Here is a 20,301-nt window from a genome sequence, read left to right on the forward strand (position 1 = left end):
ACCATACCGTCGCAAAGTTTGTAATTTTAAAAAATGCGCCGGGGATATCAACTTGCTATATTATTAATGCTGCTGCTTTACTGTACCGGTATCTTTGCCCGACAACCGGTTAGGCCATTCCCCCAGCACAGCCATTATTTTGCGGGGACAATAACACCCGCCCATATCAGTCAGGCTCAATTGGATAACGCTGTCCGTACTTTTTACCTGTCCTGGAAAAGGCGCTTCGTAAAAAATGTCCCCGGTAAAGCCGAAAACTACATCTGGTTTGAAAACAAAGGCGGCAAACAATGTGTGTCCGAAGGGCAGGGCTATGGCATGATCATCTTGGCATTAATGGCGGGGTATGACCCATTGGCCAAAGATACTTTTGACAACTTATTCAGATACTACCGGGCGCACCCCAGCGGCCGCAGTAAATACCTCATGGCCTGGGCGCAAAATACCAGGGGCAAAGACCTTGACCGGACATCGGCATCAGACGGGGATATGGATATTGCTTTTTCGTTGCTGCTGGCGGCAAAGCAATGGGGGAACACAGGCGCAATCAATTACCTCGGCGAAGCTAAACTAATGATCAATGCCATTATGAAGTATGAGGTTAACCATAAAACGGGGTCGGTTTTATTAAGTGACGGCATTGAGGCAGAGAGCAAAGATTATTTCGCCATGCGATCATCAGATTTTATGCCTTCCCATTTTAAGGCATTTAAACAGGCAACTCATGATGCGCGCTGGAACAAAGTAATTGATGCCGGGTACCGCATATTTAGCAATATGCAGGCAGTTTACAGTCCGGATGCCGGCCTGCTCCCAGACTTTATCATCAACATCAACAAAATACCAAAACCCGCCGGCGCTTATTTTTTAGAGGGCAGGTATGACGGCCAGTATAATTACAATGCCTGCCGCGTGCCCTGGCGCATAGCTGCCGATTATTTGTTGACAGGCGATAAACGTGCGAGAAATATCACCACCAAAATAAACAGCTGGATACGCGAAACCACAAATAATAACACATATAATTTATCTGCCGGTTACACTTTGGCTGGTAATGACATTAAAGGCCGTTACTTTGAAGCTTTAAGTTTTGTTGCCCCGTTTGGCGTGTCGGCCATGGTTAATGGTAAGAACCAGGCCTGGTTAAACCATGTCTGGGATTATTTGACAGCTTTTAAACAAAGGGACTATGATTATTATGATAACAGTATCAAACTGCTCAATATGCTCATTATGTCCGGAAATTATTGGCAGTAAAAACAATTAAACTCGCGCTGCTGTCGCTTATCAATATATATTACAATTAGGTTTTAGGCATTCGTCAAAATCGCTATCTTGGCGGCCATGTACGATATTTGTTGCGTAGGGCACATCACATCTGATAAAATTGTTAATACTAAAAGTACACTGCACATGCCGGGAGGCACGGCGTTATACTTTTCATGCGCTGTAAATAAGCTGGATGTAAATTATGTTTTGGTAACCGCCCTTGGCGCGGCCGAGATGGAGTATGTTGACTATCTGCGCGGCAAAGGTATTGAGGTAAAAGTGCAGCCCAGCGCGCACACCGTTATTTTTGAAAATATTTACGGCGAAAACCAGGACGAGCGCACCCAGAACGTATTGCAGATAGCTGATACATTTACGATGGAACAGCTGGAGGATGTGGAGGCAAAAATATTCCACCTCGGCCCGCTGCTGGCAGGCGACTTTAGTACAGATCTTATAAAAACACTGGCAGCAAAAGGTACCATAGCGCTTGATGTGCAGGGCTATCTGCGTAAAGTCGTCAACCAAAAAGTTTACTTAACAGATTGGGCCGATAAGAAGAACGCCCTGCAATATATTGATGTTTTAAAGGCTGATGTTGCCGAACTGGCTGCATTATCCGGTTATGATACCGTAGCTGACGGCGTAAAATTCCTGGCCGGCCTGGGCGTAAAAGAAGCGGTAATAACTAATGGCAGCCGGGGTTCAACCATTTATAGCGATGACGTTTTTTATGAGATCCCGGCCTATCACCCAGAAATGGTAGTTGATGCCACCGGTTGCGGCGATACTTATATGGCCGGCTATTTATACAAACGGATTAAAGATTTTGACCTGCAGCAATCGGGCGAATTTGCGGCTGCTATGGCCGGGCTTAAAACCATGTCGCCCGGGCCCTTTGTTGGTACCGAAGCGGAGGTCATGAAATTTTTAAAAGACCGCAGTAATAACTAATAGCTGCAATTACCCTTTAAACATTACAGGCTGTTTTATTGTTGTATTATTGGCAGCTGGTTTTTCTGCAGCCAAAGTTTTCCTGTTTCTTTTAATGCCAATATTTCTCCTGAAAAAATGGGCGGTTTGTTGGGAAAAATTAATCAGCTGGGATGTATAATATTAAAATTTAGTTAAATTTTGCTTGTTTTATGGCGATTTTAATAAAATAGGTCATAAATAATTGTAAATTATTCAAAAAAACTTGCAATTATTTGAAAACAGTTTCTATATTACATCTTTATAACATAACCGGTTAACAAAAAATAATTTTAGCCTAATATTTCATGCAGGAATCAGCTTATTTTGATAAATACAATCCGATTGGCGGCGTTTGGGACGAAATGTATGGAGCAGATTCAAATGTGCGTGACCATTACCGAAAGGTAATTGAATACATTTCAAGAGAATCGGCCGACGATCTGAATAAAAAAGAAGAGCTGGCAAAACGGCTTTTCATGAGCCAGGGTATAACCTTCACTGTTTATAACAGCGGTGAGGGCATAGAAAAAATCTTTCCGTTTGATATTATTCCGCGTATAATTACGGCGGCCGAGTGGGCCTTTGTTGAGAAAGGCATCAAGCAGCGTTTAACGGCCCTTAATCATTTTTTAAAAGACATCTATCATAACCAGTTCATCATCAAAGATGGTGTGGTACCTATTGATATTATTTACTCCTGTCCGCATTTTCTGCGCGAAATGTACCAGCTGCAGGTGCCGTATGATATCTATGTACATATATCAGGTATTGATCTGATCCGCGATCATGACGGTACATTTTATGTGCTGGAAGATAACCTGCGCACACCGTCGGGCGTAAGCTATATGCTTGAAAACCGCGAGATAACCAAGCGCCTGTTCCCGGACCTGCTGCCGCAATGCGGGGTACGCAGCGTTACTGAATATCCTTCGATTTTATACAAGAACCTGCTGGCGCTTTCACCAAGGCAGATCGCTAACCCAAACATCGTATTGCTTAGCCCGGGTATCTATAACTCGGCTTATTTTGAGCACACTACGCTGGCCCGTTTAATGGGGGTAGAGCTTGTTGAGGGGCGCGACCTGGTGGTGAACAATCATAAGGTGTACATGAAAACCACCATCGGCCTGCAGCAGGTTGATGTAATTTACCGCAGGGTTGATGATGAATACCTGGACCCGTTGGTATTTAACCCGAGCAGTATGCTGGGCGTTGCCGGTATCATGGGCGCTTACCGAAAAGGTAATGTAGCTATCGTAAACGCTATAGGCAATGGCGTGGCTGATGATAAAGCGGTTTATACGTATGTGCCTGATATGATCCGCTATTACTTAAATGAGGAGCCGATATTAAAGAACGTGCCCACCTATCAGCTGGGTAATGATGACGAGCGCGAGCATGTGTTTAAAAACCTCAACAATATGGTGGTTAAACGCACCAATGGCAGTGGCGGCTATGGCATGCTGATGGGTCATGCTGCATCTGATGAGGAAATAGCTGATTACAAAAAAGAGATCATTAAAGAGCCGCGCAATTTTATCGCGCAGCCAACTATCAGCCTTTCGGCAGCGCCATGCTACATGCAGGGCGAGCTAAAACCGAGGCGCATTGACCTTAGGCCCTATGCGCTATTTGGGCCGGACGGTATTGAGATAGTACCCGGCGGCTTAACCCGTGTGGCACTAAAAGAAGGATCGCTTGTGGTAAACAGTTCGCAAGGCGGCGGCAGTAAGGATACCTGGGTGTTGGCGTAACCCCCCGGCCCCCTAAAGGGGGAGGAAATATGCAGATTAATATGAATAAAATAACACAAGAAATAAACCATACAAAGTTCCCCCTTCAGGGGGTTAGGGGGTTATATGTTAAGTAGAGTAGCAGCAAGTTTGTATTGGCAAAGCCGTTACATTGAGCGTAGTGACGGTATGCTGCGGATGCTTAAAATTAATTATGCGTCATCGCAGGATGCGATACAGGAGTTTACGTGGGAGCCGGTTATCCGCATATTTGCAGGGCTTGATGATGACGAAGGTGAGAACCTGGGTAATGATAGCCGCGCCGTATTAAAATATATGGTGATGGGCAGAAACAATTCAAACTCGGTATTGAATATCATTACGCTTGCCCGCGAAAATGCCCGCAGCGTGCAGGAACATATCACCAAAGATCTTTGGCAATGCTTAAATGAATATTATCATACTGTAAAGGATAGTAAGCTGGAGCGCGCCTTACAGCGTGAGGACCCGATAAGTGTGTTGGATGTTTTGATAAAACAGGTAATGCTTTATTACGGTACCGTTGAAATTACGATGGAGCGTGGCGAGGGCCGCAGCTTTATGAACATTGGCAAATATCTTGAACGCGCCATCCAGTCGGTGGATATTTTGGATACCAAATTTGGTTCGATAAGTGATAACCCGGATCTGCTAACCGACACCACTTACTGGAAGCACCTGCTGCTTTCGCTAGGCGGCTATGAGTTGTATCTGAAAACTTACCGCGAGGGATTTGAAGCCGAGAATGTACTGGAGCAGGTGGTTTTGAACAATGATTTTCCGCGGTCGGTTATTTACTCGGTAAATAATATACAGCGCTATTTTGAGCGTCTGCAAAACGATAGCAATATGGACGATTTCAGGGACATGACCTTTAAGATAGGCCGCCTGCAGAGCCGTATTAAATATAGCTCGGTAAAAACCATCAGGCAGGAAGGGCTTCATGCTTTTTTAACCCAGATAAGAGGTGAACTATATGGCATTGCCGACGTGCTGAATCAACATTATTTTGCGAATTCGTAATTTGGATGAGATCAAATAATTTAAATAACCAACCCGCAACGGGCGCGGGCATACAAGCGAAGCGATGCCGGGGTGAATAATCGCCAATATAAATTAAGATCAAAAAGTATTAAATTATACCGCAATGCCAGAATTTGAAATACAACATATAACCAGATATATCTATGACAGCCCGGCGCGCGACAGTGCGAACCAGATCATCCTGTTTCCGATTAAGGATGAGTATCAGGATGTTTTGAAACAGGAGATTACGGTAACCGGTCATCCCATAATTGATAAGCACATTGATTATTATGGAAATGAAGTAGGCAGTTTTACCTACAGCGAGCCGCATTCTATTCTGATCATTAACTCAAAAGTACTGGTAAGCACCAGGCATCGCCCTTACCCGGTAAATGATATTTTCCCTTCTCAGCAATGGGAGGACCTTAAGCCATTGCAACGCATGGTGCCTTATATTGATTTTTTAAGGCAGGAATATTTTGAGGGATTTGAAGATTTAAAAATGTTGGTTGAAGAACTGAAGGGTAAAGATGAAACACCCTACCAGGTAGCATTGCGATTTTGCGAGTATGTATACAAAAATTTTAATTACATTAAAGGTGTAACCACTGTCGAAACTACCCTGGATGAAATATGGAAGTTAAAAGCCGGCGTTTGCCAGGATTTTGCCCATATTTTAACCGAAATGCTGCGTATGATAAAAATACCGGCGCGTTATGTAAGCGGTTATATCTGTACCGATAAAAATGGTATGCGCGGCGAAGGGGCAACCCATGCCTGGGCCGAAGCCTTTATCCCAGATTATGGCTGGCTGGGCATTGACCCTACCAACAACATCATAGCCAACGAAAACCATGTGCGCCTGGCCGTGGGCCGTAATTTTATGGATTGCTCGCCGGTAAAGGGTGTATATAAAGGTTCGTCGGGCCATAAGCTGGAGGTCTCTGTAACCGTTGATGACGACAGCCCGTTAACCCGCGAAGAAAATTTAGCCGATAGCGCGGCGTATACGGTTACTACACCCGCTGCAAATCAGGTCAGCAAAAACAGTTACCAGCGTCATATGGAAATGATCCAACAACAGCAGCAACAGCAGTAGGTTAGTTTTTGCGATTGCGTTTGATTAATAAACTAAAACATTATCCCTTCTTACCATCGGCCACTTTAACAGCCTTTAACAGGTCGCTGACTTCGGGCTGTTTGCGGAAAGCTTTGGTTAGCTTGCCTTTGCTGTCATAAACAGCTACAAACGGTGTGGTTTCTATCTTAAAGTATTTTTGTACGCCATAGCTATAGCCTTCGGTACCAATTTCAATATTTGGATATTTCTTAAGGTTATAATCGCGTACAAAGTTTTTAATGGCCCTGATATCATAGTTGTTTGACCAGGTTATCATTATAATCTGGGTATCGCCAAACTGTTTCAGCTTTTCACGCATGTCCATGGTTAAGTGCTGGCAATGCGGGCAATCAGGCGAAAAATAGATCAGCATGGTGCGGCGATGTTTTAAATTAGCCGGGGTTGCCCAGGTGCTGTCTGTTTTTAATATGCGATAGGGCGGCATAGCGGCGCCACGTGCGTCTGTTTGGGCGTTACTGCTTAAAGCAGCTATTATAAAGCTAAATACCAGGATTAATTTTTTCATTTTTATGTTTATTACGCCTCCAGCAGTTCCATTTGCCAGGCCATGTGTTCTTCAGTTATGGGATATAACGCGTTTTCGCGGATAGCATGATAAACCGCGTAAAATAAATTACTGTAGTCGCCTTTTACAGCCGGTATAAATTCAATGCTCTTTTCGCCATCTGCACCAACGGTAACCAATTTGCCTTCCATCCCAACAGGTTCGATACCGTAAGCATCATCTGTAGGCAGTATGCCTTTATCCAGTTGCGCTTCCTGCACATCGCAGCGGTACTTGCTGTAACTCCCAACTGATCCGTGTACCACAAAGGCGGGCAGCGGATCAGCAATTAACAATCCCGACGTTAAATATACAATCAATCCGGCAGGGTAAGTTAAGCGGTAATTTACATAATCGGGTACTTCAGAGTTTTCGCGTTGTATGGCGGTCAGCTTATCAAAAGCCAGAGGCCTGCCAAATAGATGGATAGCCTGATCTATCAAATGCGGCCCCAGCTCATAAACAATGCCGTTTATGGGTGTTTCCTTTGTTTCCTTAAAAGGTTTGGGGTTAAGCTGCGGTTTGTAACGGTCATATCGCAACGACACTTCGGTTAGCTTACCCAGGCGGCCACTTTCTATCACCCCTTTAACCGATAAAAAGTCACTGTCCCAGCGTCGGTTTTGATAACAAAATACCTGCCGGTCAATGCTTCGGGCAGTGTCAAACAGTTCTTTGATCCCGGCAACATTACCGGCGGCAGGCTTCTCAATCAAAACGTGTTTGCCGGCTTTTAGCGCCTGTTTGGCAAAATCAAAATGGGTAAAATTGGGCGTGTTTACGATGATTAATTCTATCTCACTATCAGCCAGGATCTCTTCTACCGAATTATAGCTAACAATATCCGGGTAATGCGCGGCCATTTTCTTCTGGTTTCGCTCAACCACGGCTTTTAATTTAAACTGCGGGTTGGTGCTTAAAAATGGCGCATGAAACACTCTTCCGGACATTCCGTAAGCCAATAAACCGGTTACTATAGGTGCTGACATGGTAGATAGTTGTATTACACCGCCAAATTATTGTTTTAATCAGGCTTATGCAAAAATAAGCTTATCAATTAGTTAAATTTGATAATAAACCATTGGGATGAAACAATTTTTGTTTTCCATATTAACTGCTTGTTCGCTTGGGCTCCATGCGCAGCAACAAGGCGCGATGCCGGTTATTATCCGCGATTCAAATTTTGTGTTTGACAAGCATTACTATGAGTTGGAAAACCGTTGGGTGGTATCGCCAAAAAATAATAGTTTCAGAGGGATGAAGACTTTGTACACGTTAGGATTCATCATTTTTGATGCAGAAAAAGGCTACAGTATTTTTTATGATGGCAAGTTTGATGTAGATGCTAACGGGCACGCCGTGCGCGATACCACGTCTATGACAAAATCGCCAAAAAAATCCTTGTATCCTGCAGGATGGCCGTTCAGGTTTCAATTGCTTCCGATCGCTAAATTGATGGCAGCAATACCCGATAATATGCTTAATGATTTGGGGCTTAAAAAAGTGCCGGACTGGCTGAAAGACTATCGCAGGAAAAATCCGGATACTATAAAATCACTAGAGAAGAAAATACAATTTGGTCGTTTATATCACATCTATGCCAAAGAGGTAAACGAACATATTGGCGACAATGCTGTGGTACAGGGCATGATCTACGGTGGCAGGGCAATAGTTGACCAGGACAGACCGTGGACAAAAATTGTATTCTTGTATATGGGCGGCGGCAATTATCCCAACCAAAAACTAACCATTATTATTAAAGATGCCGGCGAAAGGGCGCAAGACTGGCTTACGGCATTAAAGGTAAGTCCTCAGCCGCAGGAAAAAACCGGGCTGGAAGTACCGTTATACAGTGTAAAGGGCAAGATATTTTTATACGACAAGAAACCAGCTATAGAAATCTCTAAGACTGAATTAGGTATGGTATCGTGGGTTGATAGGTCGCCTACCGCGGCTGAGATCAAAAAATTCGAGTAAGCCTATTTCAAACTTCCTTCAATAGCTTCAATTAAATCAAGATGCCGTTGTATGGTTGGTATATTCCTGGTAGCAAATTCCTTTATCTGTGGGTCGAAAGCGCTTTTAGAGGTAGCCTGAAAAAGAACCAGTGCTTTTTTATAATCGTTTTTCATTTTCCCCATATAAGCATGGTCAAATTCATTGGCTGATTTTTTGGCCAGCTCTGCTATGGATTGCTGATCGTCTGCGCTTATGGTATCAGCCAGGGCTATCTTTTTAGATTTAGCCAGCAGTGCCAAACGCCCGTGGCCTTTAGTCAGGTCTTTTACCAGCAAAGCTCCCAGGTTTTTTACGCGTTTGTCGGCGCCCCGGCTTTTTGCTAAATCACCTATCTTAATTTCGGCTAAACAAGCTTCAGCAACATCGGTTACAAATTTGGCATCGTCTTTACCTATAATCAGGGTTACATTTTTTGAGGTGTCTGTAATGGTGGTAGTGGTATCATCTTCGCCGCTGTTTTCATTACCGTGACAGGCCTGTAGCAAGCAGGCGGCAAGGAGCGTAATAAATAGCAACGCCGGTTTTTTCATTACAAGATTTTATAATTGGTTATGTGCAAATCCCGTTCCATTAATAGCGGGACTGATTTTTATTAAAAATACAGTTTATAAGGGTAATTATAGCGTGTTGCGCAAAGTTTTATTATTTTTGGATAAATTAAATGATCATATGAACTTCCCTGCTGAACTAAAGTACACAAAAGACCACGAATGGGTTAAATTAGAAGGTAACGTAGCTACCATTGGTATTACTGAATTTGCCGCGGGCGAATTAGGTGATATTGTTTATGTAGACATTAATTCGGTAGGTAAAGAGGTAAGTAAAGAAGGTGTTTTTGGTACCGTTGAAGCGGTTAAAACAGTTTCTGACTTGTTTATGCCTGTTACCGGTACAGTTACCGAAGTTAACAAAGCGCTTGACAGCGAACCTGAATTAGTAAACTCGGATCCATACGGAAATGGCTGGATGGTAAAAGTAACAGTTACAACCCCGGCCGATGTAGACAGCTTGTTATCTGCCGACGATTATAAAGGTTTGGTGGGCGCTTAAGCCAATGACCGTGTTTTTAAAATATCAAAGGCTCACTGTTTTGTGGGCCTTCTTTGTTTTTATAATGTGTAACGCCGATTTTGGCAGCGTAGGGAAATCGCATTTGTTTTTTCCGGGATTTGATAAACTGGTACATTGCGGTTTCTTTTTTATGATGGTGGTGCTAAGCTGTAACGGCTATATCCGAAAAAACGGCGCCGGCAATTTATGGTTTAAACCTGCGTTTGTAATAACCCTGCTGGCCATTTTATATGGCGCTATCATCGAGTTGCTGCAACTATGGGTTTTTACCTGGCGCAGCGGCGAATGGAACGATTTATTTGCTGACACCGTAGGTGCAGGTATGGCTATATTTAGTATATTAGTAACAACCGGAGCGTTGAAATATGAAAAAAAATAAACTTTTTATTATAGGACTGGCCGGCTTATTAAGCCTGCCGGCCTGCGGCATTTTTAAAAAAGATTGCGGCTGCCCGCATTTCGGCAAAGTAAAAACCCCGTCAAAAACAGGGCTGGCGCCGGTTGTTTACGCCGCACAGTAAATTGCTTGCATAGCTTCGCAGCAACTGCATTCTGGTTGCCTTATGAGATACGGTAAGCTGGTTTTTTATTCTTTTAACTAAATCGGGTGTTCCTGAGAGAGCGGGACAGAATTTACTCCGCTATCCAGATCGTGTCGACAAACCATTTTTTATTATCAAAGAACCGGTCGAGCGGGCGGAAGCCTGTATGAGCAGCCATTTGGTCGGTTTGCATAATGGTGAATTTTTGCGAGATCTCCATATAAATATATTCGTCCTTAACAAAACGAATAGTTTCCTTGCCAAGGGTTACCAGTTGGTCCTGTAAGCTTATCAGGTAGCTTTTGCAGGCGCCGGTCTCAGGGTCATACATGGGATAATGGTCAAACCGGTTCACATCAAAATTGGCATCCAGTTCGCGGTTTATACGGTGCAATAAATTAAAGTTAAATTTTTTGGTGATGCCGCCTTTGTCGTTATAGGCCGCCAATATGGTTTTAGGCGATTTTTTCAGATCGAAACCTATTAATGCCATGTCTCCGGGCGCCAAATGATGGCGCAGCTCTTTACAGAAGTCTGTTGCTTCATTTACCGGCATATTACCGATGTTTGATCCCAGGAACAACACTACCTTACGCCGGTTTGACAGCGCTGCGGCTCTTTTCAGCATATCAAAATATTGGCCATTTAGCCCGGTCATTTTTAAACCGGGGATGGTAAGCGGCAGCTTTACGGTAAGGTAATTGATTACGTTGGCTGATATATCAATAGGCAGGTAAGTAAAGTCAACCCCCTGATCCTGTAAATACTTAAGTAAGTACGATGATTTGGTAGCGTCGCCGGCACCCAGTTCAATAAGGTCGAAAGCATCGCCATCTCCGATCATGGTGTTTGCCAGATCAGCGGTACGCTGAGAAAATATTTCCAACTCGCACTTGGTTGGATAATATTCAGGACAATCCATCAACTCCTGAAACAGCTTATCTCCCGCGGCATCATAAAAATACATGGAGTTTAAGCGTTTAGGCGTTTGCTTTAGCCCTTTAATAACATCATTGTAAAACGTTTCCGTGTCACTTTTTGATGTTTCAATCATTGCTGGTTGTGTAGATGGCTGGTTCATAGGTTTATAGTTAGTGCAATTTACTTAGCAAGCCTTATGCCAGTAAATTGCCAACGTAAATGGGTCTGAAAAAAATTGCGGTAAGTAATGCGGCTATGTCCCGGTGAAGTAACTTCTGAAGCTCCTCTCAGTACTTTCTGGTTCACCATAAACTTGCCATTATATTCGCCAATTGCCCCACCTGCTTTAAAAAAGCCAGGGTAGGGCAGGTAGGAGCTTTCGGTCCACTCCCAGGCTTTGCCCCAGGCAAACTGGGGTGCGGCGGCTTCCCATTCAAACTCGGTAGGCAGGCGCATTCCCTTCCAGCTGGCGTAGGCATATGCCTCGAAATAGCTGATATGGCAAACCGGTTCATGTAACCTTAGCGGCTCCAATCCGTGGAAAGTATAGGCGTGCCATTCGCCATCTATTAAATGCCAGTAAAGCGGTGATTCAATTTTATTGCTTTTAACCCAATCCCAGCCTTCGGCATGCCAGTGGCGGAAGTCATGGTAACCATCAGCGTTAATAAACTCCAGGTATTCGGCATTGGTTACCAAATTGGGGCTAATCTCAAAACTATTCAGATAAACTTTATGGCGGTTCAATTCATTATCAAAACAAAAGCCATTGCCGGCATAGCCTATCTCGTAAACGCCTTCCTTCAGCCTGATAAATCCTGCATTGCTAACCTCAACTTTTGGCGATACATAGTTTTTATTGTAAGCCGGGAACAGCGGGTTATGGCCCAGGATATATTTAATGTCTGTTAATAAAAGTTCCTGGTGCTGCTCTTCGTGGTTAAGGCCCAGGATCAGCAATTCTTTTACATCTGCAGCTGGCTCCGCGCATAAAAACTTAGTCATGGCGTCGTCCACATACTCGCGGTAGCGGTAAATTTCTATAACCGTTGGCCGGCTTAAATTACCCCGGTCGGTACGGATAACGCGGTTGCCCACAGTTTCGTAATAGCTGTTAAAAACATAATTGTATTCGGGGTTATATTCCTGGTAGCCCATAAAATAAGGCTTCAGTATAAAAGTCTCAAAGAACCAGGTTGTATGCCCAATATGCCACTTGGGCGGACTAACATCAACCACGGGTTGCACCACGTAATCCTCGGTTTGCAGGTGGCTGCAAATGGCTTCGGTATGCTTTCTAACTTTAAAATAACGGTCAAGTAATTCCATCAAGAGTTATTTACGCTCTAAATATTGTTTTAGATTGGATATAGTTTTAACACCTAATTCGCCGGCTTGTTTTTTGCGCATCATTAAAGCATAGGCGTTGTTAAAGCCAATAGGTTGCAGCCATTTAATGTGGTAGCGCTTTTCAAACTCGTTTTTCACGTAAGTGTAAGTCTTTTCTTTATCACCGGTTACCGCGTCGATCTCTTTTTGCGATGGCTGCAAAATTGCCAACAGGCCCGTGCCGGTATATTCGGGGTAAAGGTCTATCTGGTTGTTAGTCATCGCGTCAAAACAAATTTTAGTGCCGCCCAGGCCGGTTTTAGTAGCCACATCATAATCGGTATAACCTTTAATCAGCATGGTATACATACTGGCTAAAATGTACTGCTCGCCAAATATTTTTGAGCCGATGCGTATAATACCGTTACTGCCGCCCCGTTCGGGCCGCAATAAATTATGAGCCATTAAAAAATCCTTTGCTACGCGTTCTGGGTTTTGGTGAAGATAGTCTGTACGGTAATTTAAATCTGTCATCACGCTATCATTTATTTTGCCTGCCAGCAGATTTAATGTTTTCTCCAGTTCAGGAAATTTCTGCAAGGCATCGTCCCGCACAATCGGCGCGGCGTAATAAGGCGGGAAGATCTTCTTGTCATCATCCAGAACAATCAATCCATAGGCTTTTAAACGGCCGTCAGTTGAGTAGCCGCTGATTACATCCAGCTCTTTTTCAAACGCGGCTTTGTACATTACCGCATCGCTGATTACAATGGTATGGATCTTTAAACCGTATTTACTTTGCAGACCCAGGTTGCCGTCCTGCCGGCCCATAAACTCTGGCGTAAAGCCGGCGGTAAGCTTGCCGCCATAGGCTGACGGGATAAAATAGAAACAAGCTAAGATGAAAAGCAGCATAGGTAAGGTGGCCGTGGCCGTTTTTAGCTTTTTTAAATTCAGATGCTGCAATCGCGACAGCAAAAAATCAAACAAAATCGCCAGTAATGCCGCCGGGATAGCACCCGCTAATATCATATTGGTATTATTAAGCGAGATGCCGCCGAATATAAACTCGCCTAAGCCGCCCGCGGCGATATATGATGCCAGTGTCGCCACACCCACATTGATGACCGTAGCGGTACGGATACCTGCCAGTATCACCGGCATAGCCAGCGGCAGCTCAACTTTAAACAGCACCTGCCATTTGCTCATACCCATGGCCTCTGCCGCTTCTTTAACCGAAGCATCGACACCGGTAATGCCGGTATAGGTATTGCGGATAATAGGCAGCAGGGCATATAGCAACAGGGCCACAATAGCAGGCTTTGCGCCGATGCCCAATAAAGGGATCATAAAACCCAGTAAGGCTATGCTGGGAATGGTTTGCAATATACCCGCCACCCCTAAAACAGATCCTGATAGTTTTTTTTTGCGGGCAATAAGGATACCCAGCGGCAAACCAATTAATACGGCAATAATTAGCGAGATAAAAGTAAGCCCGATGTGCTGCAACGTTTGCATAAGCAGCTTATCGCTTTGCTGCGCCATGAACTGCCACAAGGTTTGCTGTTGCTCATTCATGCGGCTGATGTTTTTTATATTGATAAAATGCCGACATCAACTCCTCAAATCCTGCCGACCGGTAATCATCCTTTTGCTGATGTTTAATATGCAGGTGCTCTGTTTTAATAAACTTAAAAGTTTCAATAGCCGACCAAAAGCTTACATCGCCATGCAAATTAACCGAACCCTGTTTGGGCGTTTGCGATGGCAGGTACTTCCAGATATCATTCAACCGCAGGGCCTTAAATTCCAGTTGTAAACGTTGCTCTTTCAGGAAATCTTTCACAAAGGCATTGGCCGGTTTAAACAGCAGCTCAGTTGGTGTACCGTTTTGAATGACTTTTCCTTTATCCATCAGGCAAATGCGGTTGCCCAGTTCAAACGCCTCCTGTACATCATGCGTTACCATAATGATGGTTTTGCGCTTTAATTCATCCAATACCTTAAACTCGGCCTGTATTTTTGAGCGGGTTACGTTATCCAGCGCGCCAAATGGTTCGTCCATTAACAACACCGGCGGGTCAGCAACCAAAGCCCTGGCCAGGCCAACACGTTGCTGCTGGCCACCGCTTAACTCGTTAGGGTAAACGTTTAAATATTTTTTATCAAGATGTAGTTTCTCAAGTAATTCGCTAGCGCGATGTTTGATTCTTTTCTCGTCCCATTTAAGTAACCGGGGGACAATAGCGATGTTTTCGGCAACAGTATAATGCGGGAACAGGCCGTTATTTTGTAAAACATACCCGATGCCGCGGCGCAGCATTTCGGGCGGCTGGTCCATGATGTTTTGATCATTGATAAGTACTTTACCACCGGTTGGCTCGATCAGCCGGTTGATCATTTTAAGCGTGGTGGTTTTGCCGCAACCGCTGGTACCCAATAAAATAAGGTTCTCGCCTCCGGCAACCTCAAACGAGATCTGATCGACAGCTTTAGTTTTACCAAATGACTTGCTTAAGTGGTCAACCTTTATCATCGGCAATTAATCATCAATCCCCATAAATAAATTGTTTAACGATTCTGAATACAAAGGGTGCGCAAATACACAGTACCTTATGCGGTCATACGTTATACCGCCTTCCATCGCCATTTCCAATACTGACATAATCTCGCCGCCTTCCTGCCCCAAAATGGCCGCCCCTAGTATCTTTTTGGTTTTGCGGTCTACAACCGCTTTCATAAATCCGCGAGTATCGCCGGTTTCAACCGCACGGGCCACGCGCGCCATAGGCAGCCTAGCAATTATGACATCAAGGCCCTGCTCTTTGGCTTCGTGCTCGCTTATGCCTACACGGCCCAACTGCGGGTCGGTAAACATACAATAGGGTACAGGGCGGTCCCCGGTATTATAGTTTGTTTTCTCGATCAAATTGCGGTACACAATGGTATAATCGTTATAAGATATATGCGTAAATGCCGGTCCGCCTTTTACATCGCCCAAAGCATAAATGCCTTTAACATTGGTTTCCAGTTTGCCATTTACTTTTACGTAACCTTTATCATCTAACTTAACACCTGTTTTATCTAAGCCCAACGTATCTGTATTTGGCCTGCGGCCAACAGCAACCAGCACATGGCTAAATTTGGCTTTCTTCTCCTGTTCCGCATTTTTTATGGTGGCAATGATCCTGCCTTTTTTATTTTGTTTAAATTTCATGGCCTGCGACCCGGTTTGCACGTCAATATCCTCCAGCTCCAGGATCTTGCGCATTCCGGTGGAGATGTCTTCATCTTCGCGCGGTACCAGGCGGGTTGATTTCTCAAGGATGGTTACCTTACTGCCAAACCGGCGGAACATTTGCCCAAACTCCAGCCCAATATAGTTGCCGCCGATTACCAGCAGGTTTTCGGGTACTTTATCCAGCTCTAAAATTGAGGTCGAAGTTAGATATTCAATATCAGCCAGGCCTTCAATATCAGGTATAAAAGTTTTGGCACCAACGTTCAGGAAGATCCAATCAGCTTTTAACAGCCGGGTGCCGCCTTCATTTAAGGCAATGGCAATGGTTTTAACGTCAGTAAAAACGGCTTCGCCAAATATCAGGTCGAGGTTGGGGGTTTCCTGCGCGTTTTTGGTGCCGCCATTGCGGGCATGGATCACAATATCATCCTTGCGCTTTTTAATCAGCGCCATATCTACCTTATAGCTTTTTACTTTAATGCCAAGCGGGCCGCTATTGGCAGCCATATACGCGGCTTTTGCCGATGCTACCCAGGTTTTTGTAGGCGTGCAGCCATCATTTACACAGGTGCCGCCTACCCAGCGTTTCTCTATCAGCGCCACTTTTTTACCGGCTTTGGCCAATTTTTTAGCTAAAGGTAAGCCTGCCTGCCCGGCGCCTATTACTATTGCATCATATTGTTTTGGCTTCATGCTAATGGCTTGTGGATCTGTTAATAAAGATAAGCTTATACTTAATAGGTTTATAATGATAAAAAGCGGTTTTTGTTTGAATATCAGCTATCAAAATGCGCAGGTAAAACATCGAAAAATATTTTTTTTAAAGAATATTTTTAATTTATCATTAAAGGTATATCTTTGCAATCCCAAAATAAGGGAATGGTTTAAGTCGAAAGCCAAAAGTAAAAAGTCAAAAAACCGATTTCTTACTTATAAAAATAAGACTTAGCCACAACTTAAATGGCCCGTTCGTCTAGGGGTTAGGACGTTAGATTTTCATTCTAGAAACAGGGGTTCGATTCCCCTACGGGCTACAGAGCCTCCAGCGAAAGTTGGAGGCTTTTGTGTTTTAAATGTGCAGGTAATCCCCACCGGACATGGGCTGAAACAATTCTATTATACTTTTATTGATTGAAAATTGGTTTAATACAACTAAATTTGCGTCACCTACACTTGAAAAATTTATGAAAAACCTTAACCTTATTTATGCCGTTTTGCTTTTGTTGGCATTTGCATCATGTAAAAAAGAAGCTAACCCGCAAATTTCTTCCACCCAGCCTCAAGTACCTGTAATAGCTCCGATACGTGATTCGGTATCTTACACGATAGATGGTAAAACGTATTCGGCTGGTGGTATGAGCCTTAATAATATATCCAGCGGAGGCGAAGATGCAAACCGGAAACTTGTTTTTACCAATGACAACAATATCCCCGGGTATTCCCTTGTCGGCAAGCCAGACTCTGTAATGTATTTTCAGAAAAACGCCATATATTCTAACAGTGCAAACATAAACGTATTCTTTTTAAAAAAATGCGCCAGGCAAAAACAAGGGCTTCCATGGATGCCTGGGTTAACTGATGTGCTTAAATTGTTTACAGTCGGCAAACATCCGCTAGCTGAAGATTTTGAATGGCAAAATTCACAAAATGGCATTGCCATTGATGTAACAACCAATAACAAAGAGTATTCATCTTATAATGCCTATAACGGCGTCAATACGGTCATTATTCCACCGGGATTTCAAAATAATTCTACTTTCGAGATACTAAGTTTTACAACAACATCTAATGGTGGCGGTTACAATTTGGAAGCAAAATTTACCGCAGTTGTATTTGGCGCTGATGGACAACAGAAACAATTGACAAATGGTTATTTACGGCTCAATTTTGGTGTGTATTACAACACTCTTGCTAATTGATTTTTCACTAAACACGCCTTTGTTTTTTCAATTTGAGTAACCAACAGTGCGAACCGGGCAGACAAATAAATTGAGACTGGAAGACCTCAACCAAATTAAAAATTGACCATTTACCAGCTTCCCGATTCTTTTGCCTCTTTTTTGCAAAAAATGATGTCCCTTGAGCCGCCGATAGACAAGGGTAGCAAAAAAACAAAGGCTTACCAGTACGTTCACCGACCATTTCAAACCAACAGCTTTAGATTCATCCCTTTTTTGGGAAATATCTTCCACCATTGATGTTTTTATCGAACTATTTCCTGGTTTGGTTTTCAGCTTAGTTACGATTTTATCATTGTTTTTAAATTTCGGAACATTTTTTGACAATAAACCGTACTAGAAAACTTAAAGTTAAAATTCAATCCCTATAATTAATTTATGAAAAGACTATTTCCATTTTTATTCCTTGTTGGTTTATTTATTTTAGTTTCATGCAAAAAAGAAAATTCGCCGAATAAGCAAACTGATCTTAATGTAGCTAAAATAGCGCCTGACGGGTTCAATTTTTCCACCTCACAGACTGTAAATCTGAACGTTACCCTTCGAACTAATAATGATCAGCCTTTAGCTGGTGTTGTGGTAAGCGTTTACGCTCCTGATAAGGTTGATTCCGGCGATCCCTTATTTAAAGGCGTAACTAACGCAGCAGGCAACTTAACAGTAGCAGTTGCCGTTCAGGCATACTATAGTACACTGGTTATTGACCCTGCGTATGTAGGTTTGTTGCGCAATGCAACAGCTAAAATTAACAACGGTACTATCTCGGTGGTAATTGGTGGTAAAGACGGCTACAGCGGCGACATTGTAGCAGACGTAATTAATAATAAGGTTGAAATTACGCCAGGCAATGGTTCAATAAAAAGCAATTCATTGTTCGGTACAGAAATTGGATATCCCACTGGCTACACTGCTTTAAATGCTTTCACATCTCCAACAAACCTTGGCCGTCCGACATATCTTGAGGCGGCAAGTGATGTAATTGATGCTTCATTACTATCATATATTAACGCTTCATTGCCTGAAGGCAAACCATTGGCTACTACCCATCCTGATTATCTTAACAACAAAGTAAATACGATTAACCTGACAACGAAAACTGATGTATGGGTTACCTATGTTTCAGAGGGGGCAGGTTATCAAAATACATTAGCCTATTATACTTACAGCACTAGCAACCCGCCATCACGCTCAAGCGGCGGTACGCTGTTTGATGGCATTGATAAAATAACTTATATATTCCCTAATGCTTCAGGCAGCGGATCGGGTGGCGGCCTTAAATCAGGCGATAAAGTAAAACTTGGCACTTTTGATGCAGGTACAACAGTTGCATTTGTTTTGTTACAAAATGCCTGGACCGGATACGGTGTAACTACCAGTGCCCCCAAATTCTACAGCCAGAATGAGTTTAACCCGGAAACCAGCAGCGCCCTGCGTCAGCATGAGGTAATGTTATATGATGATGTACATAAGGTTTATGTTATGGGATTTGAAGATCAAAACAGAACAAGTTCTGATAATGACTTTAACGACCTGGTAGTTTACGCTACGGCTAACCCCATCACGGCCATTAATAACACCAACGTGGCGATGATTGATAAAGGCGGTGATACTGATGGTGACGGCGTGCAGGATGAGCAGGATGCTTTCCCTAACGATGCCACCAAGGCTTACATCAACTATTACCCGTCAAAAGATACTTACGCTAATATCGCGTTTGAAGACAACTGGCCTAAAAAAGGCGACCTGGACCTGAATGACATGGTTGTGCAATATCGCTACAGCTTTGTTAGCAACGCTAAAAATCAGGTAGTGAGTATGACAGGCGATTATGCAGTAGCTGCCGCCGGCGCATCCTTTAAAAATGGCTTTGGTGTACAGTTACCGGTAGCCGCTTCGGCAGTACAATCTGTTAGTGGTTACAAACTATCAGCCGGCAGCTATATCACGCTGGCAAGCAACGGGGTGGAAGCAGGACAAAGCAAAGCTGTAATTGTACCTTTTGATAATCATGATCTGATGGTTCATAATTTTGATTACGCGTTCTTTATCAACACCCTGAACTCGAAGGAAAAAGTAACCGGCCAAACAGCTTCTGTAACCGTAAATTTTACTTCACCGGTAGATGCCTCAACTTTGAAAGTATCTGCCTTTAACCCATTTCTGATCAGCAACCTGCGCCGCGGTTACGAAGTTCACCTGCCGGGCTTTGCACCAACAGATAAAGCTGACAGCAAATTATTTGGTACAGATGATGATAAAACATCCGTTGCAACGGGCAAGTATTACCTATCTGCCGATAACCAGCCGTGGGCCATTAACTTTACTGACTCGTTTATCTATCCTATTGAGACAGCAAATATTAATCAAGCTTACCTGCATTTTGCAGACTGGGCCCGGTCAGGCGGAACAAGCTATACCGACTGGTATAGCAGCACAGCAGCCGGCTATCGTAACACAAGCAACCTATATCTAAAATAACCGTTTTAAATATAA

Annotated in this window: 19 protein-coding genes and 1 tRNA gene; 12 read left to right on the plus strand and 8 right to left on the minus strand. The window is 43.5% G+C overall.

Going from position 1 to position 20,301, the window contains the following annotated elements:
• The first annotated feature begins 66 nt into the window (after positions 1-66).
• From LJ658_RS07065 to LJ658_RS07085, 5 genes are all read left to right on the plus strand, one after another.
• Positions 67-1,257: a glycosyl hydrolase family 8 gene (locus LJ658_RS07065; protein WP_230545775.1), complete on the plus strand. Its 1,191-nt coding sequence runs from the start codon at positions 67-69 to the stop codon at positions 1,255-1,257.
• A gap of 87 nt (positions 1,258-1,344) precedes the next feature.
• Positions 1,345-2,223 carry a PfkB family carbohydrate kinase gene (locus LJ658_RS07070; RefSeq protein WP_230545776.1) on the plus strand — a complete coding sequence of 293 codons (879 nt, stop codon included), beginning with the start codon at positions 1,345-1,347 and terminating at the stop codon, positions 2,221-2,223.
• 326 nt (positions 2,224-2,549) lie between these two features.
• Positions 2,550-3,998 (plus strand): circularly permuted type 2 ATP-grasp protein, encoded by a 1,449-nt coding sequence (locus LJ658_RS07075; RefSeq protein ID WP_230545777.1) that lies wholly within the window; start codon positions 2,550-2,552, stop codon positions 3,996-3,998.
• Positions 3,999-4,103: 105 nt separating this feature from the next.
• Complete coding sequence (locus tag LJ658_RS07080) at positions 4,104-5,039, plus strand: alpha-E domain-containing protein (RefSeq protein ID WP_230545778.1); 936 nt, start codon at positions 4,104-4,106, stop codon at positions 5,037-5,039.
• A gap of 124 nt (positions 5,040-5,163) precedes the next feature.
• Positions 5,164-6,141, plus strand: a complete 978-nt coding sequence (locus LJ658_RS07085) for a transglutaminase family protein (protein ID WP_230545779.1) — start codon at positions 5,164-5,166, stop codon at positions 6,139-6,141.
• Between the two features lie 40 nt (positions 6,142-6,181).
• On the opposite strand, the gene LJ658_RS07090 is transcribed toward LJ658_RS07085, so the two are convergent.
• Positions 6,182-6,688, minus strand: coding sequence for a thioredoxin-like domain-containing protein (locus tag LJ658_RS07090; RefSeq protein WP_230545780.1), 507 nt, complete (start codon positions 6,686-6,688; stop codon positions 6,182-6,184).
• A gap of 11 nt (positions 6,689-6,699) precedes the next feature.
• The gene (locus LJ658_RS07095; RefSeq protein WP_230545781.1) at positions 6,700-7,716 is read right to left on the minus strand and encodes a Gfo/Idh/MocA family oxidoreductase; all 1,017 of its coding nucleotides are present in this window, start codon (positions 7,714-7,716) and stop codon (positions 6,700-6,702) included.
• A gap of 97 nt (positions 7,717-7,813) precedes the next feature.
• Here LJ658_RS07095 and LJ658_RS07100 point away from each other — a divergent pair, with 97 nt between their 5' ends.
• The gene (locus LJ658_RS07100; RefSeq protein ID WP_230545782.1) at positions 7,814-8,704 is read left to right on the plus strand and encodes a hypothetical protein; all 891 of its coding nucleotides are present in this window, start codon (positions 7,814-7,816) and stop codon (positions 8,702-8,704) included.
• Positions 8,705-8,706: 2 nt separating this feature from the next.
• Here LJ658_RS07100 and LJ658_RS07105 read toward each other — a convergent pair whose 3' ends face one another.
• Positions 8,707-9,276: a DUF4142 domain-containing protein gene (locus tag LJ658_RS07105; RefSeq protein WP_230545783.1), complete on the minus strand. Its 570-nt coding sequence runs from the start codon at positions 9,274-9,276 to the stop codon at positions 8,707-8,709.
• Between the two features lie 139 nt (positions 9,277-9,415).
• Here LJ658_RS07105 and gcvH point away from each other — a divergent pair, with 139 nt between their 5' ends.
• From gcvH to LJ658_RS07120, 3 genes are all read left to right on the plus strand, one after another.
• Positions 9,416-9,796, plus strand: a complete 381-nt coding sequence (gcvH, locus tag LJ658_RS07110) for a glycine cleavage system protein GcvH (RefSeq protein ID WP_230545784.1) — start codon at positions 9,416-9,418, stop codon at positions 9,794-9,796.
• 64 nt (positions 9,797-9,860) lie between these two features.
• Positions 9,861-10,196: a VanZ family protein gene (locus LJ658_RS07115; protein WP_230545785.1), complete on the plus strand. Its 336-nt coding sequence runs from the start codon at positions 9,861-9,863 to the stop codon at positions 10,194-10,196.
• On the plus strand, positions 10,183-10,338 hold the full coding sequence (locus LJ658_RS07120; RefSeq protein ID WP_230545786.1) for a hypothetical protein: 156 nt from the start codon (positions 10,183-10,185) through the stop codon (positions 10,336-10,338). Before LJ658_RS07115 ends, LJ658_RS07120 begins: the two co-directional genes overlap by 14 nt.
• 112 nt (positions 10,339-10,450) lie before the next feature.
• On the opposite strand, the gene LJ658_RS07125 is transcribed toward LJ658_RS07120, so the two are convergent.
• The 5 genes from LJ658_RS07125 to LJ658_RS07145 are packed head-to-tail and all read right to left on the minus strand — an operon-like array spanning position 10,451 to position 16,543.
• Positions 10,451-11,440 carry an L-histidine N(alpha)-methyltransferase gene (locus LJ658_RS07125; RefSeq protein ID WP_230545787.1) on the minus strand — a complete coding sequence of 330 codons (990 nt, stop codon included), beginning with the start codon at positions 11,438-11,440 and terminating at the stop codon, positions 10,451-10,453.
• Positions 11,441-11,460: 20 nt separating this feature from the next.
• Complete coding sequence (gene egtB / locus LJ658_RS07130; protein WP_230545788.1) at positions 11,461-12,609, minus strand: ergothioneine biosynthesis protein EgtB; 1,149 nt, start codon at positions 12,607-12,609, stop codon at positions 11,461-11,463.
• Positions 12,610-12,615: 6 nt separating this feature from the next.
• Entirely contained in the window at positions 12,616-14,187 is a 1,572-nt protein-coding gene (locus tag LJ658_RS07135) for an ABC transporter permease/substrate-binding protein (protein WP_230545789.1), read from the minus strand.
• A complete protein-coding gene (locus tag LJ658_RS07140; RefSeq protein WP_230545790.1) occupies positions 14,180-15,145 on the minus strand; it encodes an ABC transporter ATP-binding protein in 966 nt (321 codons plus the stop codon). The genes LJ658_RS07135 and LJ658_RS07140 overlap by 8 nt, the downstream gene beginning before the upstream one ends.
• Positions 15,146-15,151: 6 nt before the next feature.
• Entirely contained in the window at positions 15,152-16,543 is a 1,392-nt protein-coding gene (locus LJ658_RS07145) for a mercuric reductase (protein WP_230545791.1), read from the minus strand.
• Positions 16,544-16,812: 269 nt separating this feature from the next.
• On the opposite strand from LJ658_RS07145, the gene LJ658_RS07150 reads away from it, so the two are divergent.
• From LJ658_RS07150 to LJ658_RS07160, 3 genes are all read left to right on the plus strand, one after another.
• Positions 16,813-16,884, plus strand: a tRNA-Glu gene (locus tag LJ658_RS07150).
• 150 nt (positions 16,885-17,034) lie between these two features.
• Positions 17,035-17,769, plus strand: coding sequence for a hypothetical protein (locus LJ658_RS07155; RefSeq protein WP_230545792.1), 735 nt, complete (start codon positions 17,035-17,037; stop codon positions 17,767-17,769).
• A gap of 417 nt (positions 17,770-18,186) precedes the next feature.
• Positions 18,187-20,286, plus strand: coding sequence for an LruC domain-containing protein (locus LJ658_RS07160; RefSeq protein WP_230545793.1), 2,100 nt, complete (start codon positions 18,187-18,189; stop codon positions 20,284-20,286).
• The last annotated feature ends 15 nt before the right edge of the window (positions 20,287-20,301 follow it).

Source organism: Mucilaginibacter sp. UR6-11, from assembly GCF_020880695.1.
Classification (GTDB): Bacteria; Bacteroidota; Bacteroidia; order Sphingobacteriales; family Sphingobacteriaceae; genus Mucilaginibacter.

Coding starts and splice junctions, on each gene's coding strand:
- LJ658_RS07065 (WP_230545775.1), top strand. CDS start 67: ATGCTGCTGCTTTACTGTACCGGTATCTTTGCCCGACAACCGGTTAGG.
- LJ658_RS07070 (WP_230545776.1), top strand. CDS start 1,345: ATGTACGATATTTGTTGCGTAGGGCACATCACATCTGATAAAATTGTT.
- LJ658_RS07075 (WP_230545777.1), top strand. CDS start 2,550: ATGCAGGAATCAGCTTATTTTGATAAATACAATCCGATTGGCGGCGTT.
- LJ658_RS07080 (WP_230545778.1), top strand. CDS start 4,104: ATGTTAAGTAGAGTAGCAGCAAGTTTGTATTGGCAAAGCCGTTACATT.
- LJ658_RS07085 (WP_230545779.1), top strand. CDS start 5,164: ATGCCAGAATTTGAAATACAACATATAACCAGATATATCTATGACAGC.
- LJ658_RS07090 (WP_230545780.1), bottom strand. CDS start 6,688: ATGAAAAAATTAATCCTGGTATTTAGCTTTATAATAGCTGCTTTAAGC.
- LJ658_RS07095 (WP_230545781.1), bottom strand. CDS start 7,716: ATGTCAGCACCTATAGTAACCGGTTTATTGGCTTACGGAATGTCCGGA.
- LJ658_RS07100 (WP_230545782.1), top strand. CDS start 7,814: ATGAAACAATTTTTGTTTTCCATATTAACTGCTTGTTCGCTTGGGCTC.
- LJ658_RS07105 (WP_230545783.1), bottom strand. CDS start 9,276: ATGAAAAAACCGGCGTTGCTATTTATTACGCTCCTTGCCGCCTGCTTG.
- gcvH (WP_230545784.1), top strand. CDS start 9,416: ATGAACTTCCCTGCTGAACTAAAGTACACAAAAGACCACGAATGGGTT.
- LJ658_RS07115 (WP_230545785.1), top strand. CDS start 9,861: ATGTGTAACGCCGATTTTGGCAGCGTAGGGAAATCGCATTTGTTTTTT.
- LJ658_RS07120 (WP_230545786.1), top strand. CDS start 10,183: ATGAAAAAAAATAAACTTTTTATTATAGGACTGGCCGGCTTATTAAGC.
- LJ658_RS07125 (WP_230545787.1), bottom strand. CDS start 11,440: ATGAACCAGCCATCTACACAACCAGCAATGATTGAAACATCAAAAAGT.
- egtB (WP_230545788.1), bottom strand. CDS start 12,609: ATGGAATTACTTGACCGTTATTTTAAAGTTAGAAAGCATACCGAAGCC.
- LJ658_RS07135 (WP_230545789.1), bottom strand. CDS start 14,187: ATGAATGAGCAACAGCAAACCTTGTGGCAGTTCATGGCGCAGCAAAGC.
- LJ658_RS07140 (WP_230545790.1), bottom strand. CDS start 15,145: ATGATAAAGGTTGACCACTTAAGCAAGTCATTTGGTAAAACTAAAGCT.
- LJ658_RS07145 (WP_230545791.1), bottom strand. CDS start 16,543: ATGAAGCCAAAACAATATGATGCAATAGTAATAGGCGCCGGGCAGGCA.
- LJ658_RS07155 (WP_230545792.1), top strand. CDS start 17,035: ATGAAAAACCTTAACCTTATTTATGCCGTTTTGCTTTTGTTGGCATTT.
- LJ658_RS07160 (WP_230545793.1), top strand. CDS start 18,187: ATGAAAAGACTATTTCCATTTTTATTCCTTGTTGGTTTATTTATTTTA.